Genomic DNA, 22425 nt, shown 5'->3' with positions numbered 1-22425 from the left:
GTATTCATCGACGCGCGTCTGCGGTCGTCGCACCGCCACGCGGGTCAAGCAAAGGAACGCCGGGTCTGTCGCAGTTTGACGTGAGCGACAGGTTTTCGTTCGGTAGGAATTGAAAGAGTCGTGTCTGAAAATGATCTCAGCTGAAGGCCTGAAAGAAATCGATCGTGCGGTCGCAAAGTACCCCGCGGATCAGAAACAGTCCGCCGTGATGTCGGCGTTGGCCATTGCTCAAACGGAGCATGGCTGGCTGTCGCCCGAACTCATGCAGTTCGTCGCGGATTATCTCGGCATGCCGGCAATCGCCGTGCAGGAGGTAGCGACCTTCTACACGATGTATGAGACCTCGCCGGTCGGCAAGTTCAAGATCACGCTCTGTACGAACCTGCCGTGCCAGCTCGGCCCGGACGGCGGTTCCGAAAGCGCCGCTGAATACCTGAAGCAGAAGCTCGGCATCGACTTCGGCGAAACCACGCACGATGGCAAATTCACGCTGAAAGAGGGTGAGTGCATGGGTTCGTGCGGCGACGCGCCCGTGATGCTGGTGAACAACCAACGCATGTGCAGCTTCATGAGCCGCGAGAAGATCGACCAGCTGCTCGAGGAACTTTCGAAATGACGTCTTTACACGATCGTCACATCAAACCGCTGATTCTCGCCGGCCTGAACGGCGACAACTGGCATCTCGAAGATTACGTGGCGCGCGGCGGTTACGCCCAGCTGCGCCGTATCCTGGAAGAAAAGATCGCGCCCGAGCAGGTGATCGCCGACGTCAAGGCGTCGGGTCTGCGCGGCCGCGGCGGCGCGGGCTTCCCGACCGGTCTGAAGTGGAGCTTCATGCCGCGTCAGTTCCCGGGCCAGAAGTACCTCGTCTGTAATTCGGACGAGGGCGAGCCGGGTACGTTCAAGGACCGCGACATTCTGCGCTTCAATCCGCATTCGCTGATCGAAGGTATGGCGATCGGCGCGTACGCGATGGGCATCACGGTCGGCTACAACTATATTCACGGCGAAATCTGGGAAGTCTATAAGCGCTTCGAAGAAGCGTTGGAAGAAGCTCGCCGCGCCGGGTTCCTCGGCGACAACATCATGGGCTCTGGCTTTTCGTTTGAGCTGCATGCGCATCACGGTTACGGCGCGTACATCTGTGGCGAAGAAACCGCGCTGCTCGAATCGATCGAGGGCAAGAAGGGGCAGCCGCGCTTCAAGCCGCCGTTCCCGGCGAGCTTTGGCGTGTACGGCAAGCCGACCACGATCAACAACACCGAAACGTTCGCGGCGGTGCCGTTCCTGCTCGCCATCGGCCCGCAGAATTACCTTGAAATCGGCAAGCCGAACAACGGCGGCACGAAGATTTTCTCGGTGTCGGGCGACGTCGAGCGTCCGGGCAATTACGAAATTCCGCTCGGCACGCCGTTCGCGACGCTGATGGAACTCGCCGGCGGCATGCGCGGCGGCAAGAAGATCAAGGCTGTGATTCCTGGTGGTTCGTCGGCGCCGGTGATACCGGGCGAGATGATGATGCAGACCGACATGGATTACGACTCGATCGCGAAGGCCGGCTCGATGCTCGGCTCGGGCGCAGTGATCGTGATGGACGAGACGCGCTGCATGGTGCGCTCGCTGCTGCGCCTGTCGTACTTCTATTACGAAGAGTCGTGCGGTCAATGCACGCCTTGCCGTGAAGGCACGGGCTGGCTGTATCGCGTCGTGCATCGTATCGAGCATGGTCTCGGCCGCCAGGAAGATCTGGATCTGCTGAACTCCGTCGCGGAAAACATCATGGGCCGCACGATCTGCGCGCTCGGCGACGCGGCCGCGATGCCGGTCCGGGGCATGCTCAAGCACTACTGGGACGAATTCGAATATCACGTCGCCCACAAGCATTGCCTCGTCGGCGGTCATGCCGGCATGGCGGCGGCGCCCGAAACCGTGGCTGCCTGAGTCGGGCCGACAGGTTTGGCTGACGGATAACTACCAGACGAACACCTCAACCGCAGGATTCATCGCCCGAAGCGGGCGATGAACACGCGAACGATTGAGCGGTAACAGGTTAAGGAAGATTGACCATCATGGTTGAACTGGAAATAGACGGCAAGAAAGTCGAGGTGCCTGAAGGCAGCATGGTGATCCAGGCTGCGCATAAGGTCGACACCTACATTCCTCACTTCTGCTATCACAAGAAGCTGTCGATTGCGGCCAATTGCCGGATGTGTCTGGTCGATGTCGAGAAGATGCCGAAGGCCGTGCCCGCGTGCGCGACGCCGGTGTCGGCCGGCATGATCGTGCGCACCAGGTCGGACAAGGCGGTGAAGGGCCAGCAAGCCGTGATGGAATTCCTGCTGATCAACCATCCGCTCGACTGCCCGATCTGCGATCAGGGTGGCGAATGCCAGTTGCAGGATCTGGCCGTTGGTTACGGCAAGTCGTCGTCACGCTATAGCGAAGAAAAGCGCGTGGTGTTCCACAAGAACGTGGGTCCGCTGATCTCGATGGAAGAGATGTCGCGCTGCATTCACTGCACGCGTTGCGTTCGCTTCGGCCAGGAAATCGCCGGGGTGATGGAACTCGGCATGCTGGGCCGCGGCGAGCATGCGGAAATCACGTCGTTCGTCGGCAAGACGGTCGACTCCGAGCTGTCGGGCAACATGATCGACCTGTGCCCGGTCGGCGCGCTCACGAGCAAGCCGTTCCGCTACAGCGCCCGTACGTGGGAGCTGTCACGCCGCAAGTCGGTGAGCCCGCACGATTCCGTCGGTGCGAACCTCATCGTGCAGGTGAAGAACAATCGCGTGATGCGCGTTCTGCCGTTCGAAAACGAGGCGATCAACGAGTGCTGGATCTCGGACAAGGACCGCTTCTCGTACGAAGGCCTGAACAGCCCCGAGCGTCTGACCAAACCGATGCTCAAGCAAGGCGGCCAGTGGGTCGAAACCGACTGGCAGACCGCGCTCGAATACGTGGTCAAGGGTCTGAAGGGCATCAAGAGTGACCACGGCGCGAACGCGCTTGCCGCACTGTCGAGCGCGCACAGCACCGTCGAAGAACTGTTCCTGTTGAAGCAGATCGCTCAAGCGGTCGGCACGCCGAACGTCGACTTCCGTCTGCGTCAGTCTGATTTCTCGGCGCCCGTTACCGGCGCGCCGTGGCTCGGCAGCACGATCGCCGATCTGTCGAACGTCGATGCGGCGCTCGTGATCGGTTCGGATCTGCGCCGTGACCATCCGCTGTTCGCCGCGCGTTTGCGCCAGGTCGCACGAGGCGGTTCGGCACTTACGCTGCTCCAGGCCACCAACGACGACGCGATGATCCCTCAGGCGCAACGCGTGGTCGCGGCGCCGTCGGCATGGCTCGAGGTGTTGGCAGGCATCGCCGGTGCGGTGGGCGAAGCGAAGGGCGTCGCATTGCCGGAAGCATTCGCCGGCACACAGCCGACGGACGCGCACAAGCAGATCGCGAAATCGCTGACCACCGGCGAGCATCGCGTCGTGCTGCTCGGTAACGAAGCGGTTCGTCATCCGGACTTCGCGGCGATCCACGCCGCGGCGCAATGGATTGCCGAAGTAACCGGCGCAACGCTCGGTTTCCTTACCGAAGCGGCCAACACGGTCGGGGCGCACCTCGTGAATGCGCTGCCGGGCGAAGGCGGCCTGAGCGCGCGTGAAGTGTTCGAGCAGCCGCGCAAGGGCTATCTGCTGCTGAATCTCGAGCCGGAATTCGATACCGCCAACCCGGCGCAGGCGCTTGCCGCGCTGAAGCAGGCCGAGATGGTCGTCGTGATGTCGCCGTTCCAGACCGGCGCCGACTATGCCGACGTGCTGCTGCCGATCGCGCCGTTCACCGAAACGGGCGGTACGTTCGTCAACGCTGAAGGCACGGTGCAGGCGTTCAACGGCGTCGTGCGTCCGCTCGGCGACACGCGTCCGGCCTGGAAGGTGTTGCGTGTGCTGGGCAGCCTGCTCGGCGCGCCGGGCTTCGAATACGACACGGTCGAAGAAGTGCGTGCGGCCGCGCTCGGCGACGGCGAGCTGAAGTCGCGTCTATCGAACCGCACCAGCGTCGCGGTGACGCGCGGCCAGGCCGCGAAGGCGGCGGAAGGCAAGTTCGAACGTCTCGCGAACGTGCCGATCTATCATGCCGATGCGCTCGTGCGTCGCGCGGAGTCGCTGCATCTGACCGCGGCGGCCCGTACGGCGAATTCGGTCGGCCTGCCGGCTGCGCTGTTCGACAAACTGGGTTTGAAAGAGGGCGACGCGGTGCGCGTTCGTCAGGGCGAGCAAGCGGTGCAGTTGCCGGCCGTGCGCGATGCGAATCTTGCGGAGACGGTCGTCCGCGTATCGGCGGCTACGCCTGCCGGTGCAGCGCTGGGCAGCCTGTTCGGTGAACTGGTGGTGGAGAAGGCGTAAATGAGCTTGTTCGATACGATCAACTCGGGCGGCGCCCAACTTCTCGGTGTGGCATGGCCCACGGTGTGGGCGCTCGTGCGCATCCTGGTGGTGGCCGTCGCGATCCTGCTGTGCGTGGCTTACCTGATCCTGTGGGAGCGCAAGCTGATCGGCTGGATGCATGTGCGTCTCGGTCCGAACCGCGTCGGCCCCGCCGGGCTCTTGCAGCCGATCGCCGACGTGCTGAAACTGCTGCTCAAGGAAGTGATCCAGCCCGCTCAAGCAAGCCGCTGGATCTACGTGATCGCGCCGATCATGGTGGTGGTGCCGGCCTTCGCGGTCTGGGCGGTGATTCCTTTCCAGGCGGGCGCGGTGCTCGGTGACATCAACGCGGGTCTGCTATACGCGATGGCGATCTCGTCGATCGGCGTGTATGGCGTGATTCTGGCCGGCTGGGCGTCGAACTCGAAGTACGCGTTCCTCGGCGCGATGCGCGCCGCCGCGCAGATGGTCTCGTACGAAATCTCGATGGGCTTCGCGCTGGTGGTCGTGCTGATGACGGCCGGCACGCTGAACCTGTCGGGCATCGTCGGCTCGCAGGAACAGGGCTTCTTCGCCTCGCACGGCCTGAACTTCCTGTCGTGGAACTGGCTGCCGCTCCTGCCGATGTTCGTCGTCTACTTCATCTCGGGCATCGCGGAAACGAACCGTCACCCGTTCGACGTGGTGGAAGGCGAATCGGAAATCGTCGCGGGCCACATGATCGATTACTCGGGTATGGCGTTCGCGCTGTTCTTCCTCGCCGAGTACATCAACATGATCGTGATCTCGGCATTGGCTGCAACACTGTTCCTCGGCGGCTGGAGCGCCCCGTTCGGGTTCCTGTCGTTCATCCCGGGCATCGTCTGGCTCGTCGCCAAGGTTTTCTTCCTGTTGTCGGTGTTCATCTGGGCGCGTGCCACGTTCCCGCGCTACCGCTATGACCAGATCATGCGTCTCGGCTGGAAGATTTTCATTCCGGTCTGCGTGGTGTGGCTCGTGGTGGTCGGCTTCTGGATCATGTCGCCGTTGAACATCTGGAAATAAAGGGCGGACGAACCTATGACCGCAATCCAAAACTTCTTCAAGACTTTCTTCCTCACGGAACTCCTGAAAGGCCTCGCGCTGACCGGACGCTACGCGTTCCAGCGCAAGATCACCGTGCAGTTCCCGGAAGAGAAGACCCCGATCTCGCCGCGTTTCCGCGGTCTGCATGCGCTGCGACGCTATGAAAACGGCGAAGAGCGCTGCATCGCGTGCAAGCTGTGCGAAGCAGTGTGCCCGGCGCTCGCGATCACAATCGAATCGGAAACGCGCGCGGACAACACGCGCCGCACGACGCGCTACGACATCGACCTGACCAAGTGCATCTTCTGCGGTTTCTGCGAAGAAAGCTGCCCGGTCGATTCGATCGTCGAGACGCACATTCTCGAGTATCACGGCGAGAAGCGCGGCGACCTTTACTTCACGAAGGAAATGCTGCTGGCCGTTGGCGATCGTTACGAAGCAGAAATCGCCGCCAACAAGGCAGCCGACGCACCGTATCGTTGAAGCGTTTTCCCGCTTGCAGCAAATGCGGCAGTAAAAGCAGTAACACGGCCTGCTGTCGGGCCGACCGCCGCGGCCTGAACGCCGCGGCACGGCGCACCTGTGTGGCGGTTCTGGCGGTTTCGTCCGCTTTTGCCAGCCACGGGTGCCAAAGAACAATGCCTGACGATGGCCTAACGATGAACCGGTAATCATGGAATTCACGACCGTACTGTTCTACATCTTCGCGCTGCTCCTGGTGGTTTCAGGGCTGAAGGTGATCACCTCGCGCAACCCGGTGTCATCCGCACTGTTTCTCGTGCTGGCGTTCTTCAACGCAGCGGCGATCTGGATGCTGCTGGAGGCCGAGTTCCTCGCGATCCTGCTGGTGCTGGTCTACGTCGGCGCGGTGATGGTGCTGTTCCTGTTCGTCGTGATGATGCTGGACGTCAATCTCGACGTGCTGCGCAAGGACTTCAAACGCTTCGTGCCGATGGCCTCGGCGGTGGGCGCGATCATCGTGATCGAAACCGCGCTGATCCTGTGGCACGGCTACGGCGCGACCACCACGGCGCTGCACGACACGGCCGCGGCTGCCGCTGGCATGGGCGACTGGTCGAACACGCGCCTGATCGGCAAGGTCATCTATACCGACTACATCTTCGCGTTCGAAATTGCCGGCCTGATCCTGCTGGTTGCCATCATCGCGGCGATCGCGCTGACCACGAGCCACAAGAAGGACAGCAAGCGTCAGAACGTCAGCGCACAGGTCAAGGTGCGCGTGCAGGACCGCGTGCGTGTTGTGAAGATGCCGTCAGAGAAAACCGCGGCGACCCTCGCTGCGGAACAGGCGGCTGCCGCGGCAGCCGCAGCAGCAGCCGACTCGGCGCCGGCCAAGAACAGCTGAGCGGACAGGAGATAGAAATCATGTTGACCCTTGCCCATTACCTTGTCCTCGGCGCGATCCTGTTTGCGATCAGCATCGTCGGCATTTTCCTGAACCGCCGCAACGTCATCATCATCCTGATGGCGATCGAACTGATGCTGCTCGCGGTGAACACCAATTTCATCGCGTTCTCGCACTACCTGGGCGACGTGCATGGCCAGATTTTCGTCTTCTTCGTGCTGACGGTTGCGGCAGCCGAAGCGGCGATCGGTCTCGCAATTCTGGTGACCCTGTTCCGTAGTCTCGACACGATCAATGTCGAGGATCTCGATCAGCTCAAAGGTTAATTTCAGGAAAAGCGGTTATGTCCACGATACTCAATGAAAACCTGCTGTTGGCAATTCCGCTGGCACCGCTCGCTGGTTCCCTGATTGCGGGGCTGTTCGGCAAGGCAATAGGGCGGGCGGGTGCGCATTCGGTCACGATCCTCGGCGTCGCGATTTCGTTCATCCTGTCGGTCATGGTCTTTTTCCAGGTGATGGACGGCGCGAGCTTCAACGCGACCATTTATCAATGGATGTCAATCGGCAAGACCCAGCTCGAAGTCGGTTTCCTGGTCGACTCGCTGACCGCGATGATGATCTGCGTGGTGAACTTCGTGTCGCTGATGGTGCATATCTACACGATCGGCTACATGGCCGACGACGACGGCTACCAGCGCTTCTTCTCGTACATCTCGCTGTTCACGTTCTCGATGCTGATGCTCGTGATGAGCAACAACTTCCTGCAGCTGTTCTTCGGCTGGGAAGCGGTGGGTCTCATGTCGTACCTGCTGATCGGCTTCTACTTCAAGCGTGAGAGTGCGATCTACGCGAACATGAAGGCGTTTATCGTGAACCGCGTCGGCGACTTCGGTTTCCTGCTCGGCATCGGTTTGCTGTTCGCGTTCGCCGGCTCGATGAACTACGGCGAAGTCTTCGCGAAGCGTACCGAACTCGCGGCGCTGAACTTCCCGGGTACCGACTGGGGCCTGCTGACGGTGGCTTGCATCTGCCTGTTCATCGGCGCGATGGGTAAGTCGGCTCAGTTCCCGCTGCACGTGTGGCTGCCGGACTCGATGGAAGGCCCGACGCCGATCTCCGCGCTGATTCACGCGGCGACCATGGTGACGGCCGGTATCTTCATGGTCACGCGCATGTCCCCGCTCTTCGAACTGTCGGATACGGCGCTGTCGTTCGTCATGGTCATCGGTGCGATTACCGCGCTGTTCATGGGTTTCCTCGGGATCGTCCAGAACGACATCAAGCGTGTGGTCGCTTATTCCACGCTGTCGCAGCTCGGTTACATGACGGTCGCGCTCGGCGCGTCGGCATATTCGGTCGCCGTGTTTCACCTGATGACGCACGCGTTCTTCAAGGCGCTGCTGTTCCTCGGCGCGGGTTCGGTGATCATCGGCATGCATCACGATCAGGACATGCGCAACATGGGCGGCCTGCGCAAGTACATGCCGATTACGTGGATCACGTCGCTGATCGGTTCGCTCGCGCTGATCGGCACGCCGTTCTTCTCGGGCTTCTACTCGAAAGACTCGATCATCGACGCGGTGAAACTGTCGCATCTGCCAGGCTCGGGTTTCGCGTACTTCGCCGTGGTCGCAAGCGTGTTCGTGACCGCGTTGTATTCGTTCCGTATGTATTTCATGGTGTTCCACGGTGAGGAGCGCTTCCGCAATCCGAAGCACCCGGAATCGCCGATGGGCGCGGAGGCCGAGTCGCATGGGCATGACGACCATGGTCATGGTCACGACGACCACGCTCACGAGCCGCACGAAACGCCGTGGGTCGTGTGGGTGCCGCTCGTGCTGCTGGCGATTCCGTCGATCGTGATCGGCGCGATCGGCGTCGGTCCGATGCTGTTCGGCGACTTCTTCCAGCACGGCGTCGCGTTCGACAAGGTGATCTACATCAGCGAGAACCATCCGGCGCTGCATGAGATGACCGAAGAATTCCAGGGCTGGGCGTCGATGGGTCTGCACTCGGTGTCGGGCCTGCCTGTTTGGCTCGCGCTCGCAGGCGTGGTGGTCGCATGGTTCCTGTATCTGGTCCGTCCGGATCTGCCCGCTGTCATCAAGCGCGCATTCGGCCCGATCTACACGTTGCTCGATAACAAGTACTACATGGACAAGATCAACGAAGTCGTGTTTGCGCGAGGCGCGGTGGCCATTGGCCGGGGGTCTGTGGAAGGAAGGCGACGTGGTCGTGATCGACGGCATCGTCAACGGCAGCGCACGCTTTATCGGCTGGTTCGCGAGCGTGATCCGCTTCCTCCAATCCGGCTACATCTACCACTACGCGTTCGCCATGATCATCGGCATGCTGGGGCTCCTGACCCTGTTCGTAACGCTCGGCGGCAAATAAGGCGAGGGACACCCATGCACGCTTATCCGATTCTGAGCATCGCGATCTGGTTGCCGATCTTCTTCGGTCTGCTGGTCCTCGCGATCGGCAACGACGAGAACCCCGCCCCCGCGCGCTGGATTTCGCTGATCGGCTCGGTTCTGAGCTTCCTCGTCACGCTGCCACTGATCACCAGCTTCGATTCGAGCACCCCCGAGCTGCAGTTCGTCGAGCAGGCGAACTGGATCGAGCGCTTCCACATCACGTATCACCTCGGCGTGGACGGCATTTCGATGTGGTTCGTTGCGTTGACCGCGTTGATCACGGTGATCGTCGTGATCGCAGCGTGGGAAGTGATCACGAAGAACGTCGGCCAGTACCTCGCGGCCTTCCTGATCCTGTCGGGCATCATGGTCGGCGTGTTCAGCGCGGCCGACGGCCTGTTGTTCTACGTGTTCTTCGAAGCGACGCTGATCCCGATGTACATCATCATCGGCGTGTGGGGCGGGGCGAACCGCGTGTACGCGGCATTCAAGTTCTTCCTGTACACGCTGGCGGGCTCGCTGCTGATGCTGGTTGCGCTGATCTATCTGTACAACCAGACCGGCTCGTTCGACATCGCCACGTGGCAGCACGCGCAGATCGCGATGACGCCGCAGGTGCTACTGTTTATCGCGTTTTTCCTGGCCTTCGCGGTGAAGGTGCCGATGTGGCCGGTGCACACGTGGTTGCCGGACGCGCACGTGGAAGCGCCGACCGGCGGCTCGGTCGTGCTGGCCGCGATCATGCTGAAGCTCGGTGCGTACGGTTTCCTGCGCTTCTCGCTGCCGATCACGCCTGATGCGAGCCATTTCCTCGCACCGGTCGTCATCACGCTGTCGCTGATCGCGGTGATCTACATCGGTCTCGTCGCGATGGTGCAGGCCGACATGAAGAAACTGGTCGCGTATTCGTCGATCGCGCACATGGGCTTTGTCACGCTCGGCTTCTTTATCTTCAATCAGCTCGGCGCGGAAGGCGCGATCGTGCAGATGATCTCGCACGGTTTCGTGTCGGGCGCGATGTTCCTGTGCATCGGCGTACTGTACGACCGCATGCACTCGCGTCAGATCGCCGATTACGGCGGCGTCGTCAACGTGATGCCGAAGTTCGCGGCGTTCGTGATGCTGTTCGCGATGGCGAATTGCGGCTTGCCGGGCACTTCCGGTTTCGTCGGCGAATTCATGGTGATTCTGGCCTCCGTCCAGTACAACTTCTGGATCGCGAGTGGCGCGGCAGTCACGCTGATTCTCGGCGCGGCCTACACGCTGTGGATGTACAAGCGCGTGTACTTCGGCGCGGTCGCGAACGACCACGTGAAGAACCTGCTCGACATCGACCGTCGCGAATTTTTCATGCTGGCTGTGCTCGCCGCACTGACGCTGTTCATGGGCCTGTACCCGAAGCCCTTTACCGATGTGATGCACGTATCCGTGGAAAACCTCCTCTCCCACGTTGCCCAATCGAAGCTGCCGTTGCCTCAGTAACGACGAGCGGAGGAATTTAAGACCATGCAAAACGCCCCTATGACTGCTCTGTTGCCCGACGCACTGGTGATGTTCGCCATTGTCATCGCGTGGCTCAACGACACGTTCGTCGGCCAGGAGGGTCGCCGTACGACGTATTTCATCGCGTTCTACTCGACGCTCGTCGCCGGGATCTGGTTCGCGATCAATGCGTTCGACCCTCAAGTGCATTACTTCTTCGATCACATGTACGTGGTCGATCCGTTCGCCAATGTGATGAAGGCAGTGGTGTCGCTCGGCTATGCGGTGACGATCGTTTATTCGCGTCGCTACCTCGAAGACCGTAGCCTGTTCCGCGGCGACTTCTTCCTGCTCGGCATGTTCTCGCTGCTCGGCCAGATCGTGATGATCTCGGGCAATAACTTCCTGACGCTGTATCTCGGTCTGGAACTGATGTCGCTGTCGCTGTACGCGGTGATCGCGCTGCGTCGCGAAGTGGCGTCGTCGAACGAAGCGGCGATGAAGTACTACGTGCTCGGCGCGCTGGCTTCCGGCTTCCTGCTGTATGGTGTTTCGATGCTGTATGGCGCGACCGGCTCGCTCGACCTGAACGAAGTGTTCAAGGCGATCAGCACGAGCCACTACGATCCGACCGTGCTGCTGTTCGGCGTCATCTTCATCGTGGCGGGCGTGGCGTTCAAGATGGGTGCGGTGCCGTTCCATATGTGGGTGCCTGACGTGTACCAGGGCGCACCGACGGCGATGACGCTCATCGTCGGCGGCGGCCCGAAGGTCGCGGCGTTCGCGTGGGGTCTGCGTTTCCTCGTAATGGGCCTGCTGCCGCTGGCGGTCGAATGGCAGCAGATGCTGGTGATTCTGGCGGCGCTGTCGCTGATCGTCGGCAACATCACCGGGATCGTGCAGCGCAACGTCAAGCGGATGCTCGCGTATTCGGCGATCTCGAACATGGGCTTCGTGCTGCTCGGCCTGCTCGCCGGCGTGGTCGACCAGAAGACCACGGGCGCCGCGAACGCGTACGGCTCGGCGATGTTCTACAGCATCGTCTACCTGATCACGACGCTCGGCACGTTCGGCGTCATCATGCTGCTCGCGCGCCGCGACTTCGAAGCGGACACGCTGGAGGACTTCAAGGGCCTCAATCAGCGCAGCGCGGTATTCGCGTTCGTGATGATGATCATGATGTTCTCGCTCGCGGGTATTCCGCCGGCAGTCGGCTTCTATGCGAAGCTCGCCGTGCTGCAAGCGACGATGAACGCCGGCCTGACCTGGCTCACCGTGCTCGCCGTGATCACGTCGCTGTTCGGCGCGTTCTACTACCTGCGTATCGTCAAGCTGATGTACTTCGACGAGCCGCAAGACAAGTCGCCGATCGTGGCGGACACGAGCACGCGCGCGTTGCTCGCGTTGAACGGCGTCGCCGTGCTGGTGCTCGGTATCGTGCCGGATCCGCTGTTGCGCGCCTGCCTGCAGGCGATCCAGCACACGCTGCTGCTCTGATGTCCGCTGCGGGCTGGTTTATCGTGCTGTTGGCGCTGGTCGGCGCCAACCTGCCGTTCCTGAATCAGCGCCTCTTCGCCGCGGTGCCGTTGAAAGCGGCGAAGAAAAGCGCCTGGCTCCGGATTGCCGAATTGATCGTGCTGTATTTCGTGGTCGGCGCGCTGGGCTTTTTGCTCGAAGCGCGCGCGGGAAATCGCTTCGAGCAGGGCTGGCAGTTCTACGCGATCACGTTCGCGCTGTTCGTCGTGTTCGCTTTCCCCGGCTTTACCTTCCAATATCTCGTCAAACGCCGCTGACGGCGTCTCGCCGTCGCGCGCGCCTGGCTGTTCTGAGGTCCGCACATGGCTGAGCTTCCCAATCACGACGCCGCGCTAACCGAGACTTGTATCGACAGCAAGACGGTCCATCAAGGACCGTTCATGACGGTCAAGTACGATACGGTCCGACTGCCCGACGGCAAACAGGCAACGCGCGAATACGTTCAGCATCCGGGCGCCGTCATGGTGATCCCCTTGTTCGACGACGCTCGCGTGCTGCTCGAAAGTCAGTATCGCTATCCGATGGGCAAGGTGATGGTCGAATATCCGGCCGGCAAGCTCGACCCGAACGAGGGCGCGCTGGCCTGCGCGGTCCGGGAACTGCGCGAGGAAACCGGCTATACCGCGCGCGAGTACGTGTACCTGACTCGGATTCACCCGATCATTTCTTACTCGACCGAATTCATTGATATCTATCTCGCGCGGGGCTTGACCGCGGGCGAGCGCAATCTCGATGAAGGCGAGTTTCTCGAACTTTTCACCGCGACCGTGGAGCAGGTATCCGAGTGGGTGCGCACGGGCAAGATCACCGATGTGAAGACGATCATCGGTACCTTCTGGCTCGAGAAAGTGCTGTCGGGTACGTGGCCGACCGAGGCGCCCGAAACGGTATAAGTTCGGGTCTGCCCGATAGCTGATCCGCGTTGCAGGTGAACGGAGCCCCTGTTGGTCGATGACCGGCAGGGGCTTTTCATTGGCTTCGCGGTTTCTTTCTGGCTCGAAAAATAAGCCGTCTCCTATGCCATCTGGCTGGCTCGTCGTGGCGCCGGCGGCCGGCCAATATGAACCTCTCGATCACCGAATTCGTCGTCGATTCTGTTTTGGATGACTGAAGTTAAAAATCGCAGTGATCTCATTTCTGCTCCAGCACAGGTTGTCAATTGACAACCTGTGCTGGAGCGACTAAATTGGAGGTCTCGATGGTTCGAGCAAGGCACATGAAGAAAGAGATCGAGGCCGCATTGGCATACGCGGAGCAGCACGGCTGGCGCGTTCAGGACGGCGGAAGAGGTCATGCGTGGGGAAAAATCCATTGCCCGTACAGAGACGCCGAATGTCGTTGCGGGGAGTTCTGTATATCGAGCGTCTGGAGTACGCCGAAGAATGCCGGCAATCACGCCAGGCACTTGCGGCGCATCGTCGGCAACTGCACGGCACGGCGCTAGTGGGTTCGTAGGTATCACGCAGGTATCAAGCAGGTATCAAGCAGGAATCGCAACAACCTGGGCTCAACGAAGACAGGAGTAACGTATGGAATATGTGTTCACGTTGAAATATCGCCTCGCCGCGGAAGAATGCGATGCAGACGCAATCGTCGAGCGGTTGGGCGAAGCGGGGTGCGACGACGCCACGATTGGCGTCGGGCAACCCGGCCGCCTCGGGCTGCTTTTCACCCGTGAAGGCGCGAGCGCGCTCGCGGCTGTCACCAGCGCGCTCAAGGACGTGAAAGGTGCGGTGCCGTCCGCGCAGCTGATCGAGGCGGGACCTGACTTCGTAGGGCTGACCGACGTGGCCGAGGTGGCCGGCGTGTCGCGGCAAAACATGCGCAAGCTGATGCTGAACAACGCAATCGACTTCCCGTCACCGATCCACGAAGGCAGTGCATCGGTCTGGCATCTGGCGGACGTGCTCGAATGGCTGACCGCGCGCGGCGGGTACGAGATTGAGGTCGGTGTGGCGGATGTCGCAAAACTCGCGAAGCAGATCAATCTGACGAAGGAGGCCCGTCAGATTGAACCGCGTGTGAGCCGTCAACTGAGCAATCTCGTGGCGTAGCAGTGCGCCGCAAGCGGGCCGTAGAGCGGAGCAGATGTGGCACCGCTTACTAGCCGGGCCGCCTTCGGCAGCACCTGCCGTAAAGCGTTAAAATCGCCCACCCGCGTCATATTCCCTTGCGGCCGCTGGCGGTTGCACGCCGGCTCTAAAGTTTTGCGAACGATCGTTCACAAATTTACATTTTGCGCTAAACTGGCACGCAAGCCCTGATTCCATATGAAGGTCCTCGATTTACAGTGTCCGCATGGCCATCGGTTTGAAGGCTGGTTCGCTTCGACCGATGACTTCGAGTCGCAGCAGTCCCGCAAGCTCGTCGAATGTCCGATCTGCGGTGCGAACGAGGTGAGCCGTTTGCCTTCGGCACCGCGTCTGAATCTGTCGGGCGCGACCGACTCCAAGGCGCCGGCGGGCGCGGAGCAAATGCAGGCGCACATGATGCGCGCGCTGCGCGAGGTACTGGAGAAGACGGAGAACGTGGGCGACCGCTTCGCCGAGGAAGCACGACGCATTCACTACAACGAAGCGCCTGTGCGCAGTATTCGCGGTGTCACGACACCGGAGGATGCGCGTGCCTTGGTCGAGGAAGGCATCGAAGTGATGCCGCTGCCGGTCCCAGCTGCGCTGAAGGAACCATTGCAATAGCGCGGTGGCTCCAGGCGGCCGGGCGGTGGCGGCCAGGAGACACTACGCATGAATCTGGACTATTCCCCCGCTGAAGACGCGTTCCGCGCCGACATCCGCGCCTGGCTCGAAGCGAATCTGCCTCGCGAGCTGAGCGACAAGGTTCTCAATCACAAACGGCTTTCCCGCGAAGACTTCGCAAGCTGGCACAGGCTGCTCGGCACGCGAGGCTGGTCGGCGGTCGCGTGGCCGCGCGAATACGGCGGCCCCGGCTGGGACGCGACGCAACGACATATCTGGGAAGAAGAGTGCGCGCGTATCGGCGCACCTTCCGTGCTGCCTTTCGGTGTGTCGATGGTTGCGCCGGTGCTGATGAAGTACGGTAACGAGGCGCAGAAGCGCCACTATCTGCCGCGTATTCTCGACGGCACGGACTGGTGGTGTCAGGGCTACTCGGAACCGGGATCGGGTTCCGACCTTGCGTCGCTGCGCACCCGCGCGGAGCGCGTCGGTGATCATTACGTGGTCAACGGCCAGAAGACCTGGACCACGCTCGGCCAGCACGCCGACATGATGTTCTGCCTCGTGCGCACCGACAGCGGCGCCAAAAAGCAGGAGGGCATCTCGTTCCTGCTGATCGATATGAAAACCCCGGGCATCACGGTGCGGCCCATCATCACGCTCGACGAAGATCACGAAGTCAACGAGGTGTTCTTCGAGGACGTCAAAGTGCCGGTCGACAATCTCGTCGGCGAAGAAAATCGCGGCTGGACGTATGCGAAATATCTGCTCGGCCACGAGCGTACCGGCATTGCGCGAGTCGGAGCGTCGAAGCGTGAGCTGGCGTTTCTGAAGCGTGTCGCGCTGAATCAGAAAAAGAACGGCAAGCCGCTGCTGCACGATCCGGTGTTTGCGGCGAAGGTAGCGAGTCTCGAAATCGAGTTGATGGCGCTGGAAGTCACCGTGCAACGGGTGGTAGCCAACGAGGCGGGCGGTCGCGGCCCGGGCCCGGAAGCGTCGATGCTGAAGATCAAGGGCACGGAAGTGCAACAGGGGCTCACCGAGCTGATGTTCGAAGCAATCGGCCCGCTGGCCGCGCCGTTCGACGTGCCGTTCCTCGAAGGCGAACGCGAGCACAGTCTTGCCGGCGACGACGATGCCGCGCCGCTTGCCGCGTACTACTTCAACTTCCGCAAGACGTCGATTTACGGCGGCTCGAACGAAATTCAAAAGAACATCATCGCGCAGATGATTCTCGGACTTTGAGGAGCGGCGCATGGACTTCACTTTCAACGACGAACAACAGCAATTTGCCGATGCGCTGCGCCGCTATCTCGACAGGAGCTACGGCTTCGAAGCGCGCCAGCAGATCGTGCGCTCGGAGACGGGCGTATCGGCTGTGCACTGGGCCGCGTTCACCGAACTGGGGCTGATCGCGTTGCCGGTGCCCGAAACGCAGGGCGGCTTCAACGGTGGTCCGATCGACATGCTCGTGGTCATGCAGGAGCTCGGCCGCGCGCTCGTCGTCGAGCCGTTTTGGGCGACCGCGGTCGGCATCGAAGCGCTGCGCCTTGCCGGCGCCGGCGACGGCGAAGATGCCGCGCTGCTCGAACGGGCGGCCCAGGGCGAAGCGAGGCTGGCCGTGGCGTTTCACGAGCCGCATGCGCGCTACGATCTGTTCGACGTCGCGACGACCGCGAGCGGGCAGGGTGCGCAGCACACGCTGAGCGGCACCAAATCGGTCGTGCTGCACGGCGCGCAGGCGGACCACTGGATCGTGCCGGCGCGCCTCGATGGCGAAATCGCACTCTTTGTCGTCGCGCGCGACGCGGCCGGCGTCACGCTCACCGAGTACCGCACGATCGACGGTCAACGCGCGGCGACGCTCGAATTCAATGGCACGCCCGCGCGCCGGCTCGCCGGCAAACACGCGGGGGCGGCAACCCTCGAGCAGATCGCCGACTACGGCACGCTGCTGCTGTGCGCGGAAGCGCTCGGCGCGCTCGACGCGCTCAATCACGCCACCGTCGAGTACACCAAAACGCGCCAGCAGTTCGGCCAGCCGATCGCGCGTTTCCAGGCGTTGCAGCATCGCATGGTCGAGATGCTCATCCACGCGGAGCAGGCGCGCTCGATCACGTATCTGGCCGCGATGCGCTACGCGAGTGAAGACGCGAACGAGCGCCGTCGAGCGATCTCCGCGGCAAAAGTTCGGGTCGGCCAGGCCGCGCGTTTCGTTGGTCAACAGGCGGTGCAGTTGCACGGCGGCATGGGTGTCACGAACGAAGTGGCGGCCGCGCATCTTTTCAAGCGCCTCGCGATCATCGAGACCACGCTCGGCGACGTCGATCATCATCTCGCGCGGTTTGCCACGCTGCCCGGATTTGCGGTCGCCGAAGACTGATCGGGCCGTTCCACCGGACAAAGGAGGTGCACGATGAAAATCAGTTTCGAAGACATGGAAGTGGGCTCGAGCCGCGAAATCGGCAAGCACATGTTCACGCGCGAGGAGATTGTCGAGTTCGCGCAGAAGTTCGATCCGCAGCCGTTTCATCTCGACGAAGCCGCCGCGGCCGAATCGCCGTTCCGCGGCCTCGTCGCGAGTGGTTGGCACACCTGCTCGGTAATGATGGGCATGCTCGTGCGCAAGGTACTGGCGGATTCGACATCGATGGGTTCGCCCGGGATCGACGAGATCCGCTGGCTCAAGCCGGTACGAGTCGGCGACACGATCACGATGATGAACGTCATCGTCGACAAGCGCGTGTCGCAGAGCAAGCCGGATCGCGGCATCGTGTCGACACGCTGGGAGGGCATCAATCAGCACGGCGAAACGGTGATCACCGTGCGCTCGAACGGCATGTTCGGCCTGCGCAATCCGGGAGCGGCGGCATGACGGCGAGCGCGGCGACGCCAGTCGCTTTCGACAATGCGGGTGCTTTGCGCGCGCTCATTGGCGCCGAGCCGCTCGTCAGCGAATGGCTGAGCGTCGATCAGGAGAGGGTCGACCGTTTCGCCGAGGCAACCGGCGATCATCAGTGGATTCACATCGATCCCGAGCGGGCCAAACGCGAATCGCCGTTTGGCGGCCCGGTCGCGCATGGGTTTTTGACGCTGTCGCTGATTCCGGCTTTGCTCGGCAAAACGGTGAAGATCGAGCAGCGCATGGGTGTCAACTATGGCTTGAACCGCGTGCGTTTCGTGTCGCCGGTACTCGTGGGGTCGTCGCTGCGCGGGAAGTTTGCCGTCGAGTCGGTGACCGACGTCGACAACAGCGGCGTGCAACTCGCGTGGAACGTGACGCTGGAGCGTCAGGGCAGCGAACGACCGGTGTGCGTCGCGGAGTTCATCACGCGGCATTATTTCTAGCGTTTTCCCTTTGCAGACGAAATGAAAAAGCGCGAGCCGGCAGGCATGCCGCTCGCGCTTTCGGTTTGTGTCGAGCCGCGTCAGCGAGACGGCCGAAACTAGTGTTTCGCGTACTGCGTCGCGCCAAACAGGATCTCTTTCGCCTTGTCGTCCATCAGCGGCGCGCGCGCCGACGCCAGCACGTCGACGCCGCGCACCACCGCCGGCCGCGCAGCGATCTCTTCATGCCAGCGCTTCACGTTCGGCAAGGTATCGAGCTCGATGCCCTGATTTTTCCACGAACGGGTCCACGGAAACGCGGCGATGTCCGCGATCGTATAGTCGTTGCCGGCCAGGTAACGCGTCTTGCCGAGTTGCGAGTCCATCACGCCGTACAGACGTCGCGCCTCATTGGTGTAGCGATTGACCGCGTATTCGATCTGCTCGGGTGCATACACGCGGAAGTGATGCGTTTGCCCCAGCATCGGACCAAGGCCGCCCATCTGGAACATCAGCCATTGCAGTGCCGCGTAGCGCGCGGCCGGATCGCTCGGTAGAAACTTGCCGGTTTTCTCGGCCAGATAAATCAGGATCGCGCCCGATTCGAATAGCGCGAAGGGCCGGCCGTCGGCGCCTTTCGGACCTTCGGAATCGACGATCGCGGGAATCTTGTTGTTGGGACTGATGGCGAGAAATTCCGGCTTGAACTGGTCGCCGGCACCGATGTTCACGGCATGCACGTTGTAGGGTAGGCCCGTTTCCTCGAGCATGATATGAATCTTGTGGCCGTTCGGGGTCGCCCAGCTATAGACGTCGATCATCCTGGCTCCTTTGTTCGTCGAAGCGGCGCCGCAAAGAGGGCGCCGCCGTTGCCGAAAATTAGAGCATAGATCGCGCGACGCTGCTTGCCGCGGGCTCAGTCCCCACGCTCACACCGAGCCGAAGCACTCAAACGCGTGTGACCGGCATCTCAACGCGAGCCGCCGAGCCCGCATCCATATGACGCGCAAGTTCGAGCTTGGCGATCGCGTTGCGATGCACTTCGTCGGGGCCGTCGGCGAAACGCAGCGTGCGCGCCGACGCATAGGCATACGCGAGCGGAAAATCGTCGCTGACGCCGCCGCCGCCATGCGCCTGAATCGCCCAGTCGATCACCTGACACGCCATGTTCGGCGCGACCACCTTGATCATCGCGATCTCGCCGCGCGCGCCCTTGTTGCCGACGGTATCCATCATGTACGCCGTCTTCAGCGTGAGCAGACGCGCCTGCTCGATCATGCAGCGCGCCTCGGCAAGACGCTCCTGCGTGACCCCTTGCGACGCCACCGGCTTGCCGAACGCGACACGTTGCAGCGAGCGCTTCACCATCAATTCGAGCGCGCGTTCGGCGAGACCGATCAGGCGCATGCAGTGGTGGATGCGTCCCGGGCCGAGACGGCCTTGCGCGATCTCGAAGCCGCGGCCTTCGCCGAGCAGCATGCTGGTAGCGGGCACGCGCACGTTGTCGAGTGTGATCTCCATGTGGCCGTGCGGCGCGTCGTCGTAACCGAACACCGTGAGCGGGCGATGCACGGTGATGCCGGTGGCGTCGGCGGGCACGAGGATCATCGACTGCTGCTGATGGCGCGGCGCGTCGGGATCGGTCTTGCCCATCACGATATAGACCTTGCAGCGCGGATCGCCCGCGCCCGACGACCACCACTTGTGACCGTTGATCACGTAATGGTCACCATCGCGCACGATGCTGGTCTGGATGTTCGTCGCATCCGACGACGCGACCTCGGGCTCCGTCATCAGAAACGCCGAACGGATCTGCCCTTGCAGCAGCGGTTCGAGCCACTCGCGCTTGTTCTCTTCGCTGCCGTAGCGCTCGATCGTCTCCATGTTGCCGGTGTCCGGCGCGTTGCAGTTGAACACTTCCGGCGCCCACGGCACGCGGCCCATGATCTCGCACAGCGGCGCGTATTCGAGATTCGTCAGGCCCGCGCCGCGCTCCGATTGCGGCAGGAACAGATTCCACAGACCGGCCTCGCGCGCCTTCTGCTTGAGTTGCTCGACCAGTTCGGTCGGCACCCATGCGTTGCCGTTCTGGCGGTTGCGCGCGATCTCCGCATAGAACGCCTGTTCGTTCGGGTAAATGTGCTCGTCGAAAAAGGCGAGCAGTTTTTCGCGCAACGCCTGGACCTTCGGGGTGTAATCGAAATTCATCTTGGACCTCGCGGGTAACGGACTGCGAATGATGGGGAGCAGGGCGCGCCCTTGTGTCTAGAGAACCTTCTGCGCATAGTGCCAGGCGAGTTCGGCCATCGGCTTCGCGCGCCGGCCGGCGTCGAGCGCCTGCGCGTTCGATGCGGTACCGTCGACGACGCGCTTCATGATCCCTTGCAGGATCGCTGCGATGCGGAACATGTTGTAGGCCAGATAGAAATTCCAGTCGCCACGAATCTCGAAACCGGTGCGTTGGCAATAGCGCTCGACGTACCGCGCTTCATCGGGAATGCCGAGCGCGGCCCAATCGAGTCCCGCGATGCCGCGGAACTGCGTCGGGTCGACATGCCACGCCATGCAGTGGTAAGCAAAGTCGGCGAGCGGATCGCCGAGCGTCGACAGTTCCCAGTCGAGCACCGCGAGCACGCGCGGCTCGTTGCGATCGAAAATCAGATTGTCGAGCCGGTAGTCGCCATGCACGACCGACACGCGCTCGTTCGTTTCGGCCGGCATATGCTGCGGCAGCCATTCGATCAGCCGGTGCATCGCGTCGATCGGCTCGGTCTCGGACGCCAGATACTGCTTGCTCCAGCGGCCGATCTGGCGCGCGAAGTAATTGCCTGGCTTACCGTAGTCGGCGAGGCCGGCGGTGGCGGCGTCGACACTGTGCAACGCCGCGATCACGCGATTCATTTCGTCGTAGATCGCCGCGCGCTCGGTGGGCGTCATGCCGGGCAGCGATTGATCCCACAGCACGCGACCTTCCACGAACTCCATCACGTAGAACGCGCGACCGATCACGCTTTCGTCCTCGCACAGCGCGAGCATCTGTGCGACCGGCACGTCGGTGTCGGCGAGCGCGTGCATCACGCGATATTCGCGTTCGATCGCATGCGCGGACGGCAGCAGCTTCGCCGCGGGCCCGGGCTTCGCGCGCATCACGTACGCGCGCGACGGCGTGATCAGCTTGAACGTGGGATTGGATTGTCCGCCCGCGAATTGCTCGAGCGTGAGCGGCCCCTCGAATCCGTCGACATGTCCGGCCAGCCACGCGGCGAGCGCGTCGTTGTCGAAGCGTTGCCGCTCGTTGACCGGGCGGGTGCCCTCGAAAGCCGAGTAGTCCTGTCTGCGTGCCGGTTCGCCGGTCTGCGTGGCTTGCGCCATGTGTCTCCTCCAGTTCGGTGTCAGCTACGCTGGTATCGGATGAACTGTGCGTAGAGCATTTCCATCGTGGTGTTGCGAACGTCGCGATGCAACGGCGACGGCGGTGAATAGTTGAGCATGCGCAGCACCCAGTCGCGCGGCGCGGCGCCGACGTCGAGCGCATTGATGCAGCCGGTCGCCTGCGCCAGATGACCGAAGAACGTGCGGCCGCCGGCCGTCAGCGCGTGCGACAGGATCGCGCGATTGACGCCGCCGTGCAGCACCAGCAACGCGGTGTCCCACGACGTGTCTTCGCGCAGCGCCGTGACGGCCGGCAGCACGCGATCGAACAGCTCGCCGATCGTTTCGCCGTCGAGAAAGCGCATGCTCTCCGGCACGATGCCGTCGAACACGCCGAGAAACGCGGCCTCGATATCGCTCGGCGGAATGCCGCCGAGCCGTCCGCCGCGAATTTCTCGCCACGCGGGCTCGATTTCGGGCTCGATCTGCTGACCCGTTTCGGCAAGCACGCACCGCGCGGTTTCTATCGTGCGCGGCAAGCCGCTGACGATCACGCGGTCAAAGCGCACCTGCTGTTCGGCGAACACGCGGCCCGCCGCGCTCGCCTGCTCGCGGCCGTTCGCGTTCAGCGGCACGGTTTCAGGATCGATCGCGCGGCCGGAGTCGTCGAAGTAGGTGACGTCGCCGTGACGCATCAGGAAGATGCGGCGCCGTTTCGGCAGTTGGTAGTCGGGCATG

At 62.2% G+C, this 22425-nt stretch carries 22 protein-coding genes and 1 pseudogene; 19 read left to right on the top strand and 4 right to left on the bottom strand.

Annotation, left to right across the window (positions count from 1 at the left end; genetic code table 11):
• The first annotated feature begins 130 nt into the window (after positions 1-130).
• The 19 genes and pseudogenes from nuoE to OKW35_RS03370 all read left to right on the top strand — a co-directional run bounded on the left by nuoE (position 131) and on the right by OKW35_RS03370 (position 18336).
• Positions 131-616: an NADH-quinone oxidoreductase subunit NuoE gene (nuoE, locus tag OKW35_RS03460; RefSeq protein ID WP_184059322.1), complete on the top strand. Its 486-nt coding sequence runs from the start codon at positions 131-133 to the stop codon at positions 614-616.
• The gene (gene nuoF / locus OKW35_RS03455) at positions 613-1941 is read left to right on the top strand and encodes an NADH-quinone oxidoreductase subunit NuoF (RefSeq protein ID WP_090803768.1); all 1329 of its coding nucleotides are present in this window, start codon (positions 613-615) and stop codon (positions 1939-1941) included. The genes nuoE and nuoF overlap by 4 nt, the downstream gene beginning before the upstream one ends.
• 128 nt (positions 1942-2069) lie before the next feature.
• Positions 2070-4403, top strand: a complete 2334-nt coding sequence (nuoG, locus tag OKW35_RS03450; RefSeq protein WP_429406814.1) for an NADH-quinone oxidoreductase subunit NuoG — start codon at positions 2070-2072, stop codon at positions 4401-4403.
• A complete protein-coding gene (gene nuoH, locus OKW35_RS03445) occupies positions 4404-5468 on the top strand; it encodes an NADH-quinone oxidoreductase subunit NuoH (RefSeq protein ID WP_184059318.1) in 1065 nt (354 codons plus the stop codon).
• 15 nt (positions 5469-5483) lie between these two features.
• On the top strand, positions 5484-5972 hold the full coding sequence (gene nuoI / locus OKW35_RS03440) for an NADH-quinone oxidoreductase subunit NuoI (RefSeq protein WP_090803773.1): 489 nt from the start codon (positions 5484-5486) through the stop codon (positions 5970-5972).
• Positions 5973-6162: 190 nt separating this feature from the next.
• Positions 6163-6855: an NADH-quinone oxidoreductase subunit J gene (locus OKW35_RS03435; protein WP_090803774.1), complete on the top strand. Its 693-nt coding sequence runs from the start codon at positions 6163-6165 to the stop codon at positions 6853-6855.
• Positions 6856-6875: 20 nt separating this feature from the next.
• Positions 6876-7181, top strand: a complete 306-nt coding sequence (gene nuoK, locus OKW35_RS03430; protein WP_187610965.1) for an NADH-quinone oxidoreductase subunit NuoK — start codon at positions 6876-6878, stop codon at positions 7179-7181.
• A 17-nt stretch (positions 7182-7198) separates the two neighbouring features.
• Positions 7199-9251, top strand: a pseudogene (nuoL, locus tag OKW35_RS03425) (NADH-quinone oxidoreductase subunit L).
• Between the two features lie 14 nt (positions 9252-9265).
• Positions 9266-10756 (top strand): NADH-quinone oxidoreductase subunit M, encoded by a 1491-nt coding sequence (locus OKW35_RS03420; RefSeq protein WP_429551252.1) that lies wholly within the window; start codon positions 9266-9268, stop codon positions 10754-10756.
• Positions 10757-10780: 24 nt separating this feature from the next.
• Positions 10781-12253 (top strand): NADH-quinone oxidoreductase subunit NuoN, encoded by a 1473-nt coding sequence (gene nuoN / locus OKW35_RS03415; RefSeq protein ID WP_184028613.1) that lies wholly within the window; start codon positions 10781-10783, stop codon positions 12251-12253.
• Positions 12253-12549, top strand: a complete 297-nt coding sequence (locus tag OKW35_RS03410; protein ID WP_018420024.1) for a DUF2818 family protein — start codon at positions 12253-12255, stop codon at positions 12547-12549. Before nuoN ends, OKW35_RS03410 begins: the two co-directional genes overlap by 1 nt.
• 45 nt (positions 12550-12594) lie before the next feature.
• Positions 12595-13185: an NUDIX domain-containing protein gene (locus OKW35_RS03405; protein ID WP_090803782.1), complete on the top strand. Its 591-nt coding sequence runs from the start codon at positions 12595-12597 to the stop codon at positions 13183-13185.
• Positions 13186-13490: 305 nt separating this feature from the next.
• Positions 13491-13736 carry a hypothetical protein gene (locus OKW35_RS03400; RefSeq protein WP_090805657.1) on the top strand — a complete coding sequence of 82 codons (246 nt, stop codon included), beginning with the start codon at positions 13491-13493 and terminating at the stop codon, positions 13734-13736.
• A gap of 85 nt (positions 13737-13821) precedes the next feature.
• Positions 13822-14346, top strand: a complete 525-nt coding sequence (locus tag OKW35_RS03395; protein ID WP_090803783.1) for a helix-turn-helix transcriptional regulator — start codon at positions 13822-13824, stop codon at positions 14344-14346.
• A 216-nt stretch (positions 14347-14562) separates the two neighbouring features.
• Positions 14563-14988 (top strand): DUF1178 family protein, encoded by a 426-nt coding sequence (locus tag OKW35_RS03390; RefSeq protein WP_429491494.1) that lies wholly within the window; start codon positions 14563-14565, stop codon positions 14986-14988.
• Positions 14989-15036: 48 nt separating this feature from the next.
• A complete protein-coding gene (locus tag OKW35_RS03385; RefSeq protein WP_090803787.1) occupies positions 15037-16233 on the top strand; it encodes an acyl-CoA dehydrogenase family protein in 1197 nt (398 codons plus the stop codon).
• Positions 16234-16243: 10 nt separating this feature from the next.
• Positions 16244-17371 (top strand): acyl-CoA dehydrogenase family protein, encoded by a 1128-nt coding sequence (locus OKW35_RS03380; protein ID WP_429551251.1) that lies wholly within the window; start codon positions 16244-16246, stop codon positions 17369-17371.
• 33 nt (positions 17372-17404) lie between these two features.
• Entirely contained in the window at positions 17405-17863 is a 459-nt protein-coding gene (locus OKW35_RS03375; RefSeq protein WP_090803790.1) for a MaoC family dehydratase, read from the top strand.
• Positions 17860-18336 (top strand): MaoC family dehydratase, encoded by a 477-nt coding sequence (locus OKW35_RS03370; protein WP_090803792.1) that lies wholly within the window; start codon positions 17860-17862, stop codon positions 18334-18336. The genes OKW35_RS03375 and OKW35_RS03370 overlap by 4 nt, the downstream gene beginning before the upstream one ends.
• 98 nt (positions 18337-18434) lie before the next feature.
• Here the strand turns inward: OKW35_RS03370 and OKW35_RS03365 are convergent, their stop codons facing one another.
• From OKW35_RS03365 to OKW35_RS03350, 4 genes are all read right to left on the bottom strand, one after another.
• The gene (locus OKW35_RS03365) at positions 18435-19136 is read right to left on the bottom strand and encodes a glutathione binding-like protein (RefSeq protein WP_429452056.1); all 702 of its coding nucleotides are present in this window, start codon (positions 19134-19136) and stop codon (positions 18435-18437) included.
• A gap of 127 nt (positions 19137-19263) precedes the next feature.
• Positions 19264-20523, bottom strand: coding sequence for an acyl-CoA dehydrogenase family protein (locus tag OKW35_RS03360; RefSeq protein WP_429406804.1), 1260 nt, complete (start codon positions 20521-20523; stop codon positions 19264-19266).
• A 57-nt stretch (positions 20524-20580) separates the two neighbouring features.
• Positions 20581-21687: a phosphotransferase gene (locus OKW35_RS03355; RefSeq protein WP_429551250.1), complete on the bottom strand. Its 1107-nt coding sequence runs from the start codon at positions 21685-21687 to the stop codon at positions 20581-20583.
• 20 nt (positions 21688-21707) lie between these two features.
• Positions 21708-22424 (bottom strand): histidine phosphatase family protein, encoded by a 717-nt coding sequence (locus OKW35_RS03350; RefSeq protein ID WP_184059297.1) that lies wholly within the window; start codon positions 22422-22424, stop codon positions 21708-21710.
• Between the last annotated feature and the right edge of the window lies 1 nt (position 22425).

It is taken from the genome of Paraburkholderia sp. MM5477-R1, assembly GCF_050436385.1.
GTDB classification, from domain to species: domain Bacteria; phylum Pseudomonadota; class Gammaproteobacteria; order Burkholderiales; family Burkholderiaceae; genus Paraburkholderia; species Paraburkholderia tuberum.
Note: the sequence above shows the minus strand (reverse complement) of the source record. Positions and strands in the feature narration are given on the sequence as shown.